Genomic DNA, 13,412 nt, shown 5'->3' on the forward strand with positions numbered 1-13,412 from the left:
CAATATGTTTGCCACGTCCATTCCCGCCGGATCGATGCTAGGAACACCACCCGCCGGCCCACCCGCCCTGTCGACGAGTGACGCGGCGCCCTCACATCGGTCCTACCGCTGCGATGGTACGTGTCGTAAGCACGACAGTACCGATCATGCCACGTGAATGTTGGGGACAGTGGCCGTGACGTGCGTGCCGAGCTGCGACGTCGGGCCGCGGGCCGCGCACCGGCTCACTCCCCCAGCCGAGGGAGCGGGCGTCCCCCCGAACGGGGGAACACCCGAAACACCGTCGGGTCATCGGGCCAGCGGCGGACGCCCACCGGACCCACCACACACAGATCCGGCACGCACGGATCCGGCACGCACCGGACCCCCGCACACCGGACTCGTGGCTCACAGGACCCACGGCGCCGGTCGTCCACACAGCAGCGCATGCCGCCGCTCGGCGCTGGCGTCGGTCAGACGCGCCACCTGGTCGATGACGACCCGTAGCCGTGCCGCATCGTCGGCGGCCATGCGGTAGGCCGCGCGCAACGACGGCTCGAGCACGTCCGGCGCGCCCCGGGAGAGCATCGCCACGAGCTCCGCGACCACCTCCCGCTGCCGGGACTGCCGGGCGCGGGCACCCGGCCGCTCCATCACATACCAGGCGGTGACCCCCTTGAGCGCCGTGCACTCGGCCACGGTGTCCGGATCCACCACCAGATCCGCGCCATAGCGCCGCAGCGGACCGTCGGGATGGCATGCCCGGGTAGCACGGACCGCGCTGTGCGCGAACCGGGCGATGAGCTCGCTGGTCATCGCCCGCAGGGCGGCCTGGCCCCGGGCCGAGGTGATCTCGGAGCGGACCCACCAGGGCTGGCACCGCAGGGTGCCCAGGGCGGCCGCCACCGCCTCGGCGGACGGCCCCGGGTAGCGGACGGCGGTCGCGGCGGCGAGCTCCGCCCGGCGGCCGGAATCGTCGAGGGCGGCTAGATCGATGTGTCCGGCGACGACCCCGTCCTCGAGGTCGTGCACCGAATAGGCCACGTCGTCCGCCCAGTCCATGATCTGCGTCTCGATACAGCGCCGGCCGGCCGGTGCGCCCTCCCGGACCCAGCGGAGCACGGACAGGTCGTCGGCGTAGGCGCCGAACTTCGCGCTGTCCGCCCGGGGCCCAGGGCGGCGCGGCCACGGGTACTTCGTCGCTGCGTCCAGGGTCGCCCGGGTAAGGTTCAGGCCCGCGCTGCGACCGCCACGGTCGACGATCTTGACTTCGAGCCTGGTCAGCTCGCGCAGGCTCTGGGCGTTGCCCTCGAAGCCACCGCAGGCGGCTGCGGCCTCGTCAAGCGCCAGCTCGCCGTTATGCCCGAAAGGGGGATGACCCAGATCATGCGCGAGGCACGCCGCCTCGACCAGGTCGGGGTCCGCTCCCAGCTCCTCGGCGAGCTCCCGGCCCACCTGGGCGGTCTCCAGGGAGTGGGTCAGCCGGGTACGCGGGAAGTCGTCGTCGAGCGGGCCCACGACCTGGGTTTTTCCCGCCAGCCTGCGCAGCGCGCTGGAGTGCAGCACCCGGGCTCGGTCCCGGGCGAAGGGACGGCGCTGGGCCGGTGTGGCCTTCGGGCGTTCCACGACCCGACGGGCCGCGTCCAAGGTGTCATACCACTCACTGACCACGAGCTTGAGAGTATCGGCGCGATTCTGCGACCTCCGTCGAGCTCAGCGGCGATACTTTGTGCGCACCCTTCCCCGAATCGGCCCGGAGGCCCGCCGTGGACAAGATCATTAGATATGGGGCGATCGCGTTCCTCATCTTCTTCGTGGTGACCGCGCCCAACAGCGCGGCCAGTATCATCGACCGCGTCTTCGACTGGCTGCAGTCCATCGGTAACGGGGTGTCCCAGTTCATAACCGATACCGCTCTGTAATGGCTACCCGGCCACTCTTGATGTCTGGGACACTGCGGGCGTGGTGAGACTCCAGCTTCCGGACCCGGCTCAGCGCGACACCAAGTACCTCGCGTCCCAGGAACGCCTGGTGATGATGGTGCGGTCACACTGGGCGGTCCTGCTACCCGTCTTCCTGCAGACCATCGGGGCCGTACTGCTCGCGCTCGTGGCGAACATCCTGCTCGCCTCGCAGGACGTTGACGCCGGCATCATCACCACGCTGCTGTGGTACTTCGCCCTCTTCATGATCTTGAGGATGCTGTGGGGGGTCGTCGACTGGCAGTTCGAGCACCTTATGATCACTGACAAGCGGCTACTGAAGGTGTCCGGGATCTTCTTCCGCAAGGTCCAGACGATGCCACTGTCCAAGATCACGGATCTCACGTACAACCGGGACCCGCTTGGCCGGTTGCTCGGGTACGGCGAGTTCGTCGTGGAGTCCGCCGGCCAGGACCAGGCACTTTCCAAGATCAAGTTTCTGCCACGCCCGGACCGGCTCTACCTCACCCTGGTCGACATGACCTTCGGTGGAGCACCCGCCCCAGCCGGAGACGACTGAGGGACGGCCCGCGGGACCGGGCCCGACGGGTTGGCGCAGGCCCGACCGGGTGCCCTGACCGGGTGCCCTGACCGGGTGCGAGGTACCCGTCGCCGGACGTCCCCACCGATCCTGCTCATGCTCACGCCTGGTCAGGCATGCGACAACGACGAAGGCGGGACCGGGGGATCTCCCCCGGTCCCGCCGGATGTCCCAGCCTTGTGCCTTCCCCCGCCCGCCGGCCGGCCGCTGGCCCTGGACGGGTCAGCGCAGCAGGCCGCGGGCAGCCTCGACGATGTGCTTCGCGGAGATGCCGGCCGCGTCCAGGAGCTCCTGCGACGTCCCGGAACCCGGCAGCGACCGCACCGCGAGATGGCGGACCGACAGCGGCACGCTGCCGTCGCTGAGCGCTTCCAGCACCGCGCTGGCCAGTCCGCCCTCCGGGTAGTGATCCTCGGTGACGACGATGCGCCCGCCGGTGGCCCGGGCGGCGTCGGCGAGCGTCGCCGCGTCGACCGGCTTCACGGAATACAGGTCGACCACGCGGGCCGCGATCCCCTCGGCCGCGAGCGTGCCCGCCGCGGCCAGCGACTCGTGCAGGGTGACACCGGCACCGATGAGCGTGACGGTGTCGGCGTCCGATCGGCGGAGCACCTTGGAACCACCGGGGGCAAACGGCTCGTCCGGGCCATAGAGCACGGGGTAGGCGCCACGGGTGGTGCGCAGGTAGCTGACCCCGGGCAGATCCGTCATCGCCTCGACGAGCTTCGCGGCGGACGTCGCGTCGCTCGGGTAGAGCACCGTCGAGCCGCCGACCGCCCGCATCATGGCGAGGTCCTCGAGCGCCATCTGCGACGGCCCGTCGGCGCCGATCTCGACTCCCGCGTGGCTGCCGGACAGCCGGATGTCGGCCTGGGAGATCGCCGCCATCCGGATGAAGTCGTAGGCCCGGGAGAAGAACGCCGCGAACGTGGAGGCGAAGGGCACGTAGCCACGCACCGACAGCCCGACCGCCGCCGCGACGAGCTGCTGCTCGGCGATGAAGATCTCGAAGAAGCGGTCCGGATAGATCTTGGCGAAGTCCTCGGAGTAGGTCGAGTTGCTGACCTCCGCGTCGAGCGCCACCACGTCGGTGCGGGCTCCGAGCGCGGCGAGCGCCTGGCCGTAGGCGCGCCGAGTCGCCACCTTGGCGCCGAGATCGTAGGTGGGCAGCGTGATGGCGGGCCGCTCGACCGGCACCGGTCGGGGAAGGTCCGCGGGCGGCACCGGACCGCGAACCCGCAGGTCACGCAGGCCGCCGAGCTCGGCGATGGCGCGGTCGGCCATGTCGGCGGGGAACGGCTTGCCATGCCAGCCCTCGACGTCCGCGGCCTCGGAGAAGCCCTCGCCCTTGCGGGTGCGGGCGAGGATGACGGTCGGCCGGGTGACGTCCTCGGCGTCGGCGAGCACCGCGTCGATCGCGGCGATGTCGTGGCCGTCGACGACGACCGCGCGGGCGCCGAAGGACTCCACCCGCCTGGCGTAGGTGTCGAGGTCCCAGCCGAGCTCGGTCGGGCCGCGCTGGCCGAGCCGGTTGACGTCGACGATCGCGATGAGGTTGGAGAGGTTGTAGTAGGAGGCCTTGTCCAGTGCCTCCCAGACCGAGCCCTCCGCCATCTCGCTGTCACCGCAGATCACCCAGACTCGGTAGGGCACCTTGTCCAGGTACTTACCGGCGAGCGCGACGCCCACGCCGTCGGGCAGGCCCTGCCCGAGCGACCCGGTCGCGACGTCGACCCACGGCAGGACAGGCGTCGGGTGACCCTGGAGCCGCTCGCCGAAACGGCGGTAACCATTGATCAACTCGTCGTCACCGACGACCCCGACCGCCTTGAAGATGGAGTAGATCAGCGGGGAGGCGTGCCCCTTCGAAAAGATCAGATGATCGTTCGCCGGGTCCGCCGGGTTGTCCCAGTCGTATCGAAGGTGGCGCGCGACGAGAACCGCCAGCACGTCCGCGGCCGACATCGACGAGGTGGGATGCCCGGAACCCGCCGAGGTGCTGCTGCGCACCGAGTCGACCCGCAGCTGCTGCGCGAGTTCCCGAACCGTCTCCAGATCGGCCGTCCCGACCGTGCTCTCGGATACGGGAGTTGCCACACCAGTCTCCTTACAGTGTCGTTCCACACCCGGAAGGTAATCTCCGGAGGGTTCTCTCGCGCCTCGGGCAGCCGACTCCGCCGCTTTGCCTCACTACCACGTGTCGCACTACCCCCTCACCCGGCGATCCGAACCGTATCAGCGGCGGCCGACGGCAAAGAGGGCCGAAGCGGGCCTTGATATGTCAGAGGCGTCACGGGTTCGTATCCGCTGCTGCTGACGAGCGTCGACCCGGTGTCAGACGGCCCGGTGTCAGACGGCCCGGGTGGTCGCCGAAGGTGGTGATGCCTGGCGGAAGAGCTGGTACCACCGGTAACCAATCCCCTCGCGGATGATGTACCGGACCTGCGTGCCGAAGCCGTGGACGGCCGGCCCCCGGTCGGCCGGGGAGGTGACGGCGTCGACACCGAGGTCACGGGCCATCGTCCGGGAACGCAGGCTGTGCCAGGGATCGGTGACCAGCACGGCGGTGTGCCAGTGCCGCGAGTTCATCAACCCGGCTACGGCGGTCAGCGACCCGAGCGTGTTCGAACCCTCGGGGAGGACGAGCACCCGGCTCGGGGGGATACCCCGCTGCCGCAGATAGGTCGCGCTGGCCTCGCCCTCGGTGTAACGGTCGCCCGGCTGCTTCCCACCGACCGTGATCACCTGAGGGGCGACTCCCTCCCGGTAGAGCTCCAGCACGTGGTCGAGACGAGCGGCGAGGACCGCCGAGGGACGCCCGTCGTACTGCGAGGCACCGAGCACCACGAGGACGTCGGACCGGGGCCGATGATCCTCCCTGCCCACCCACCAGACCTGCAGAAACGTCACCACGGCGAGAACCATGATGCCGAGGAGGACAGCCGCCACCGCCCGCATCATCCAACGCCACCATGGCACGCGGTGCCAGATCGCGCGAAACGGGTTGACGATGAGACGAGGACGGGACAGGCCCACGCGAACGAACAGTAGCGTCCCTATGGGCACACGACCGACATCACAGGGCAACTGCCCCGTTCATCCGCCCAGCCCCGATCGGGATTCCAGCCCGGAAAGGGCAGGGAACGGGCCGGGCGGAAACTCACCCGACCACCGACCGGCCGAGAACCGCGGCACGCCCGGCCTCCAGCCGGGCCACCGGCACCCGGAACGGCGAACAGGAAACGTAGTCGAGCTCGAGTTCGGCGAAGAAGTGCACGGAATCGGGATCGCCGCCGTGCTCGCCACAGACGCCGAGGCCGAGATCGGGCCAGGCGCCCCGCCCGGCCCGGACCGCCGTCCTCATCAGGGCGCCCACCCCGTCGCGGTCCACCGACGCGAACGGCGACCCGGCCAGGATGCCGAGGTCGAGATAGCGCGGCAGCAACGATGCCTCGACGTCATCCCGGGAGAAACCCCAGAGCAGCTGGGTGAGGTCGTTGGTGCCGAACGAGAAGAACTCGGCGCGGCGGGCGATCTGGTCCGCGGTGAGCGCCGCCCGCGGAACCTCGATCATCGTGCCGATCGGCAGGTCGATCTCTAGGCCGCTCTCGGCGCCGACCTCGGCCAGTACCCCGCGCACCCGGTCCCGGACGGCATCCAGCTCCGCCGCGGTGGAGATGAACGGAATCATGATCTCGGGACGGGGATCACCGCCCACGCGGCGGCAGCGCACCAGCGCCTCGGCGATCGCCCGCGCCTGCAGTTCCACCAGCCCCGGGACGGTGAGAGCGAGTCGGACGCCGCGGCGACCCAGCATCGGGTTGGTCTCGTGCATGCCCCGCAGGACCGCCAGCCTCGCCCGGTCGGCGTCGTCGACCGGGCTTCCGGCGGCGTCCGCGGCGGCGATCGACACGGACAGCTCGGTGAGGTCCGGGAGGAACTCGTGCAACGGCGGATCGAGCAGCCGGACCGTGACGGGCAGACCGTCCATCGCGGTGAAGATCTCGACGAAATCCTCCCGTTGCGGGGGAAGCAGCCGGCTGAGCGCCTCGGTCCGCTCGGCCGGCGTTCCCGCGAGGATCATCTGCTCGACCAGGGCACGACGGTCCCCGAGGAACATGTGCTCGGTGCGGCACAGCCCGATACCCGCGGCGCCGAACCGGCGGGCCCGCGCGGCGTCCGGCCCGGTGTCGGCATTCGCGCGGACCCGCAGCCGGCGGGACCGGTCGGCGTGCCGCATCAGCCGATCCACGGCGGCGACCAGGTCCCCGCCCGGCCGGGGATGGTCGAGGCGGCCGGAATGGCCGGCATGGTCGGGATGGCCGGCATGGTCGGGATGGCCGGCCTCGAAGTACTCGACGACCGGTGACGGGACGAGCGGTACGGGACCGGGGTATACCGCGCCGGTGGTCCCGTCGATGGAGAGGATGTCCCCCTCCCGCACGACCACGCCCCGCCCGGTGGTGAGGCGGCGACCGGCGGGATCGACCTCGATCTCCTCGGCCCCGCACACGCAGGTCCGGCCCAATCCTCTGGCGACGACGGCGGCATGCGACGTCCGGCCGCCCCGGGAGGTCAGGATTCCGCGCGCCGCGAGCATGCCCGCGAGGTCGTCGGGGTTCGTCTCGCGGCGGACGAGGATGACCGGTCGGCCCTCGGCCGCCACCCGCACCGCCTCGGCGGCGTCGAAGACGGCCTCCCCCACCGCCGCCCCAGGCGCGGCGTTCACTCCCGTCGCGATCGGGGCGGGGCGGGCCGTGTCGTCGAAGCGCGGGAACATCAGGGTGGCGAGCTGGTCGCCGCTCACCCGGCACAGCGCCTCGTCATCGTCGATGACACCGCGTTCGGCGAGCGTAGCGGCGATCCGGAAGGCCGCCGCGGCAGTGCGTTTGCCGACGCGGGTCTGCAGGATCCACAACCTGCCATGTTCGATCGTGAACTCGATGTCGCACAGGTCCCGGTAGTGCTTCTCCAAGCGCGTCATGATCTCGCGCAGTTCGGTGAAGGATGCCGGGTCGATCCGCTCCAGCTCGGCGAGGGGAACCGGGTTACGGATCCCGGCCACCACATCCTCGCCCTGGGCATTGGGCAGATAGTCTCCGTACACGCCGGGTTCCCCGTTGCCCGGGTCCCGGGTGAAGGCCACCCCGGTGCCCGAGTCCGTTCCGAGGTTGCCGAACACCATCGCGACGACGCTCACTGCCGTCCCGAGATCGTCCGGAATGCGCTCGGTACGGCGGTACAGCCGGGCCCGCGGCCCGTTCCAGGAGTCGAACACCGCTCGGATCGCGAGATCCAGCTGCTCGCGGGGATCCTGGGGGAAGGGACGGCCGGTGCGCTCGAGCACGATCCGCTGGTAGGTCGCGACGAGCGCCCGCAGGTCGTTCTCGTCGAGGTCGAGGTCGCTGCTGGTGCCCTTGGCCCGCTTCGCCGCCTCGAGAGCCGCGTCGAACGACGGCTCGCCGACGCCGAGGACGGTCCGGCCGAACATGGCCAGCAGCCGGCGGTAGGAGTCCCAGGCGAACCGCGGCGAACCCGACTGCTCGGCCAGGCCCAAGACGGCCTGGTCGGTCAGGCCGATGTTCAGGATGGTGTCCATCATCCCGGGCATGGAGAACTTCGCGCCGGAACGCACCGACACCAGCAGCGGATCGTCGGCCTGGCCGAGCCGCCGTCCCCGGGCGGTCTCCAGAGCGGCAAGATGATGATCGATCTCCACCCGTAGCCCGACCGGTTCGCCACCGGCAAGGTACTCCCGGCACGCCTGGGTGCTGATGGTGAACCCGGGCGGGACGGGCAGGCCGAGATTCGTCATCTCGGCGAGGTTCGCGCCCTTACCGCCGAGAAGATCCTTCATATCCTTGTTGCCCTGGTGGAAGCCATACACGTAGCGCGCCATGGTCGTCCCTTCCGCCCCGGAGTGATACCCAGACGCTAACCCGTGGTAACGGTATGCGCAGCCAGAATGCCCATGATTAGTAACCGGAAGCGGGCAGCGAGCCGAGAGCCTCCCAGTCGAGAGCTCCGGCCGTCAGGTCCCGGATCCAGGCCAGCAGACCGAGCCGCGCCGCCCGCACCGCCGGGTCGTCGGCCATCACCATCACCGCGTCGAAGAACGCGTCGACGGCGGCCGGCAGGTCTCCGGCTGCGGCGACCAGCTCATCAAGGGAGATCACTCCGGCCGGCGTCTCCGCGGTGACAGCCGAATCGGCGCCGGAGGGCGCGAGCCGCTGGGCGAGGGCTGTCACGACCTCCAGCAGGTCGATCTCGGCGGGTTCGGTGAGGCGCTGCGCGTCGAGCACCGCCGGGGTCCCGGCCGGCACGATCCGGCGGACCCGCTGCAACGCGGCGGCCAGGGCGGCGAAGCCGGCGGCGGGTGCGGACTCCCCCTGGACGAGCTGCCGCAGTGTCACCAAGGTGGCGGCCGCGCGGGCCGGCGTGCCGGTGAGCGGCCCGACTGCGCCGACCAGGCGGTGGTCCACCCCGGCGTCGAGTAGTTGCTGGACGTAGCGGCCACGGACGAACGCCCCGGCGGCCCCGAGCGCCTCGGCGGGCACCGGCACCGGGGTAAGCCGGGCAGCACGGGCCAGCGCGCCGGTGACGGTGAGGCCGGCGAGCTCGGGCCGGCTGCCCAGGATCGCGGCGACCCCGAGCGCGGCCCGGCGCAACCCGAACGGATCCGAACTCCCCGTGGGAGCCGCGTCGAGCGCGAACAGCCCGACAAGCAGATCGAGCCGGTCGGCGAGGGCCAGCAGGCCACCGGGGGCGGTAGCGGGCAGCTGATCACCGGCCCGGCGAGGCAGCTCCATCTCAAAGAGGGCGACGGCGACCGCCTCGGGCTCACCGGCCCGGCGGGCATACTCCCGCGCCATCGTGCCGGCGAGGCTCGACAGCTCGATGACCATCTGGGTAGCCAGATCGAACTTGGCGAGCGCGGCCGCCCGGTCCAGGGTGGCCCGGTCGTCCTCACCGAGGCCGATCTCCTCGGCGAGGTCACGCGCCAGCGCCGCGATGCGGTCGGCCCGGTCCGCGACGGAGCCGAGCCGCTGCTCGAACGTCAGCTTCGCGAGCTCCGCCCGGAACGTCTCGGGCGGCACCGTGACGTCGGCGTCGTAGAAGAACGCAGCGTCGGTGAACCGGGCCCGGATGACGTCCTCGTTACCGGCGCGGACCAGCGCCTGGTCGACCTCGCCATCGGCGACGGCGACGAACGACGGCAGCAGCCGCCCGGCGGCGTCACGCACCGGCAGGTAGCGCTGGTGCTTGCGCATGACGGTGGTGAGGATCTCCGCCGGCAGGTCCAGAAAGCGTTCCTCGAAGGACCCGAGGATCGGGCGCGGGAACTCGACGAGGTTCGCCACCTCGGTGAGCACGTCCGCCTCGGCGACGAGGTCGATGTGACCGCCGGAGTCCGCGGTGAGCTTGGCCGCCTCCTCGACGACGAGCTCGCGGCGAACTACCGGGTCGAGCAGGACCGAGCGGGCGGCGAGCAGTTCGGGGTAGCCGGACGCGCTCGGCACGTCGAGCGGCGGGGAGCCGGCCCGCCGGTGGCCGCGAGTGGTCCGACCGGCCGCGAGCGTCGACACCGCCACCGGCACCACGGCCTCGCCGAGCAGGGCGAGCAGCCAGCGCACCGGCCGGCTGAACGACAGGGCCGGATCGTTCCAACGCATATTGCGCTCCGCGCGCAGCCCCGCCACCAGCTCACCGAGCACCCCGGCCAGCACCCGGGCGGCGTCCCGGCCAGCCTCGGTGCGCACGAGCGCGACATGCTCGACACCGCGGTGGGTGACGACCTGGAGGCCGGCGGGATCCGCGCCCTGACCACGCGCGAACCCGACGGCGGCCTTCGTCGGCGCGCCGGCGGCGTCGTAGGCGGCCGAAACGCGCGGGCCGCGGACGACCCGCTCGACGTCCGGCTCCCGGGGCGCCACCTCGTCAACAATCGCCACGATGCGCCGGGGAGTGCCCAGCACCCGGACCGCACCGTACGTGAGGCGGGTGGCCGCTAGCCGCTCGACGAGGCCGGCGCGCACCGCCTCGATGGTCCGGGTCACCTCGGCCGCCGGGAGCTCCTCCGTCCCGATCTCGAACAGCAGGGTGGCCGGCGCCTCGATCTGGGTGGTCACCGCGGCGGGCACCGCGGCCGGTGGCGGGGAGGCCACCCCGAGGGGATGGCCAAGCTCCTCGCGGCGGTCCCGCCACAGCGCCGCGACCTCCCGCGACAGTCCGCGCATCTGCGCGAAGGAGGTGGCCCGCTCGGTGGTGGAGACCGCGCCCCGGGAATCGAGGATGTTGAAGGCGTGCGAGCACTTCAGCACGTAGGAGTGCGCGGGGACGGGCAGCCGGGCGTCGATGAGCCGGCGGGCCTCGGCGGCATAGTCGGCGTAGAGCCGGCGCACGGTGTCGATGTCGGCGTCGTCGAGGTAGTACCGGGACATCTCGTACTCGGCCTGGCCGAACACCTCGCCGTAGGAGATGCCGGGGGCGTAAGCAATCTCGCTGAAGTGGCGGACGCCCTGCAGGGCCATGAGGATGCGTTCCACGCCATAGGTGATCTCGACGCTGACGGTGTCGAGCGTCTGGCCACCGGCCTGCTGGAAGTAAGTGAACTGGGTGATCTCCAGGCCGTCGAGCCAGACCTCCCAGCCCAGACCCCAGGCACCGAGCGCGGGCGAGGCCCAGTTGTCCTCGACGAACCGGACGTCGTGGGCGGCGGTGTCGATGCCGAGCGCCGCGAGACTGCCCAGGTAGAGCTCCTGGGAGTTGCCCGGGTCCGGTTTGAGGATGACCTGGAACTGGGTGTGGGTCTGCAGCCGGTTCGGGTTGTGGCCGTAGCGGGAGTCGTCGGGACGGACCGAGGGTTCGGCGTACGCGACCCGCCACGGCTCCGGTCCGAGCACCCGCAGCACCGTGGCTGGGTTGAGCGTACCAGCGCCGACCTCGGTGTTGAACGGCTGCACGATCATGCAGCCGCGGTCGGTCCAGTAACGGGTCAGCGCCAGCAGCGCGTCCTGCATGGTCAACATCGAGCGAGCCTCGGCATTTCGCTGTCGCGGTCACGAGTGGGGCAGGACACCCCGGCTCCGGGGACCGGACACCGGCCCGCCGGCGACCGGTGTCCGGAGAGAGCGGTCAGGCGGTCAGGGAGGGGACTGTCCAAGGGACATCGACACTCCGAATCCATGATTCACAGATCCATGATCCATGATCCATAGATCTGCACATCATAGATCCACAACCCATAGATCGTAGATTCCATGATGCTGAGTCGAGGCTACCGGTACCCACCGGCAATCCCGTGGCTGGTCACGGCCGGCCGGTGCCCGGCGCACCGGCGGAGCGCGGCAGCTCGCCGGGGGCCGCGGTGCCGGCGTCCGGCGCACGGTCGGACCGATGGGTCCGCGCCGAGCCACCCGGCCCGTCCACCGACACCAGCACCTCGAAGGTGCCGGGCCCGTCGACCGCGAAGACGAGCAGCGGCGTCAGCGCGTACCGCACCTCGAAGGCGGACAACGCGCGACGCCACGCACCCGGCCCGTCCCACTCGGTGGTCATCAGCCACGAGCCGGGTTCGTCGAGCGCCTGGGCGATCCGCCCACCACGGAATCCCGGGGCCCGGGCGAGCGCGTCGAGCGCCGGGCGTGCCGCCGCGGCGAACCCCGCCCCGCCCGGGCTGGCGTCCCCGGGCACGGCGTCCCCTGGCACGACGAAGGCGATCTGGGCAACGACCGGAGCACCGGCCGTCGGCGCCGCCCAGTCGGGCACGGTGGAAGCGTCTGGTCCAGTCGGAACGTCGGGCCCGGGCATCAGACGTGGTGGGCGACGGTTCCGCCGTAGCGCCGGTCCCGTCGGGCGAAGTCCTCACAGGCGGACCACAGATCGCGCCGGTCGAAGTCCGGCCAGAGCGTCTCGACGAACGAGAACTCGGCATAGGCGGCCTGCCAGAGCAGGAAGTTGCTGAGCCGCTGTTCCCCGGAAGTCCGAATGACGAGGTCCAGATCGGGCATATCGGGCTCATCCAGGTAACGGCCGATGGTCGCCTCATCGATCCGATCGACGCGCAGCCGGCCCTCCCGCACGTCCCGGGCGATCGCCGCCGCGGCATCGGCGATCTCGGCCCGGCCGCCGTAGTTCACGCACATCACCAGGGTGAGCCGGTCGTTGTCACGGGTACGTTCCTCGGACGACTCCAGCCGCCTGATCACGTTCCCCCACAGCCGGGGACGACGGCCCGCCCAGCGAACCCGCACACCGAGCGCGTGCATGTCCTCGATGCGCCGGCCGAACACCCCGTCGGTGAAGCGCATCAGGAACGCCACCTCGTCCGGTGACCGTTTCCAGTTCTCCGTGGAGAAGGCGAACACCGACAACCATCGGACCCCGAGCTCGATCGCGCCCTCGACGCAGTCGAACAGGGCGTCCTCGCCGGCCTCGTGCCCCTTTGTCCGCGCCAGCCCGCGCCTCTTCGCCCACCGTCCGTTGCCGTCCATGACGATGCCCACATGCCGCGGGACGAGACGCGACGGCAGAACCGGAGGCCGCGCGCCGGAGGGATGGGGATGCGGATCGCGGAACCGCATCTCCACATCATTACGCAGCGCCACCGCCTACCTCCCCGTACCCGTCCGGGGCGGCTTCAAGCCGCAATCCGTCCTGCCGATCCCTGCCATCACCACATCGTCCCCCCGTCGGCGCCGGGTCGCGCCGGACGCACCCACCACCGCTTTCCGCCTCACCATGTCCGTCCTCGTCCTTCCGCCACGGCCCGTCCCGCCCGCCGCCGTCCCGCTCGCCGCCGTCCCGCTCGCCGCCGTCCCGCTCCCATGGTCCCGTTCCCCGGCGGCCGCACCCAGGCCGCCTAGCCCGCCTCGCCGGGACGACCGTCCCAGCGCACGCGCGAGACCTCC

General features: G+C 71.1%; 9 protein-coding genes. 2 read left to right on the forward strand and 7 right to left on the reverse strand.

The genetic code is table 11. The features are described 5' to 3' along the window. Positions 1-387: 387 nt before the first annotated feature. The gene (locus AC08OV_RS04650) at positions 388-1,650 is read right to left on the reverse strand and encodes a deoxyguanosinetriphosphate triphosphohydrolase (RefSeq protein ID WP_476615176.1); all 1,263 of its coding nucleotides are present in this window, start codon (positions 1,648-1,650) and stop codon (positions 388-390) included. A gap of 95 nt (positions 1,651-1,745) precedes the next feature. Here AC08OV_RS04650 and AC08OV_RS04655 point away from each other — a divergent pair, with 95 nt between their 5' ends. Together AC08OV_RS04655 and AC08OV_RS04660 are read left to right on the forward strand one after the other, a co-directional pair. After that, a complete protein-coding gene (locus AC08OV_RS04655) occupies positions 1,746-1,901 on the forward strand; it encodes a hypothetical protein (protein WP_476615175.1) in 156 nt (51 codons plus the stop codon). A gap of 40 nt (positions 1,902-1,941) precedes the next feature. Next, entirely contained in the window at positions 1,942-2,481 is a 540-nt protein-coding gene (locus AC08OV_RS04660; RefSeq protein WP_462202797.1) for a PH domain-containing protein, read from the forward strand. 243 nt (positions 2,482-2,724) lie between these two features. Here the strand turns inward: AC08OV_RS04660 and AC08OV_RS04665 are convergent, their stop codons facing one another. The 6 genes from AC08OV_RS04665 to AC08OV_RS04690 all read right to left on the reverse strand — a co-directional run bounded on the left by AC08OV_RS04665 (position 2,725) and on the right by AC08OV_RS04690 (position 13,109). Continuing rightward, on the reverse strand, positions 2,725-4,599 hold the full coding sequence (locus AC08OV_RS04665; protein ID WP_476615174.1) for a transketolase: 1,875 nt from the start codon (positions 4,597-4,599) through the stop codon (positions 2,725-2,727). Positions 4,600-4,851: 252 nt separating this feature from the next. After that, positions 4,852-5,538, reverse strand: a complete 687-nt coding sequence (locus AC08OV_RS04670; protein WP_476615173.1) for a YdcF family protein — start codon at positions 5,536-5,538, stop codon at positions 4,852-4,854. A gap of 124 nt (positions 5,539-5,662) precedes the next feature. Next, positions 5,663-8,401, reverse strand: a complete 2,739-nt coding sequence (ppdK, locus tag AC08OV_RS04675; RefSeq protein WP_476619345.1) for a pyruvate, phosphate dikinase — start codon at positions 8,399-8,401, stop codon at positions 5,663-5,665. Between the two features lie 76 nt (positions 8,402-8,477). Further along, a complete protein-coding gene (locus AC08OV_RS04680; protein ID WP_476615397.1) occupies positions 8,478-11,531 on the reverse strand; it encodes a glycine--tRNA ligase in 3,054 nt (1,017 codons plus the stop codon). A 280-nt stretch (positions 11,532-11,811) separates the two neighbouring features. Then, positions 11,812-12,270, reverse strand: coding sequence for an antibiotic biosynthesis monooxygenase (locus AC08OV_RS04685; protein ID WP_476615396.1), 459 nt, complete (start codon positions 12,268-12,270; stop codon positions 11,812-11,814). A 41-nt stretch (positions 12,271-12,311) separates the two neighbouring features. Next, a complete protein-coding gene (locus AC08OV_RS04690; protein WP_476615395.1) occupies positions 12,312-13,109 on the reverse strand; it encodes an isoprenyl transferase in 798 nt (265 codons plus the stop codon). Positions 13,110-13,412 lie beyond the last annotated feature (303 nt).

The sequence above is a fragment of the Frankia sp. CeTa3Moorea genome (assembly GCF_978021225.1).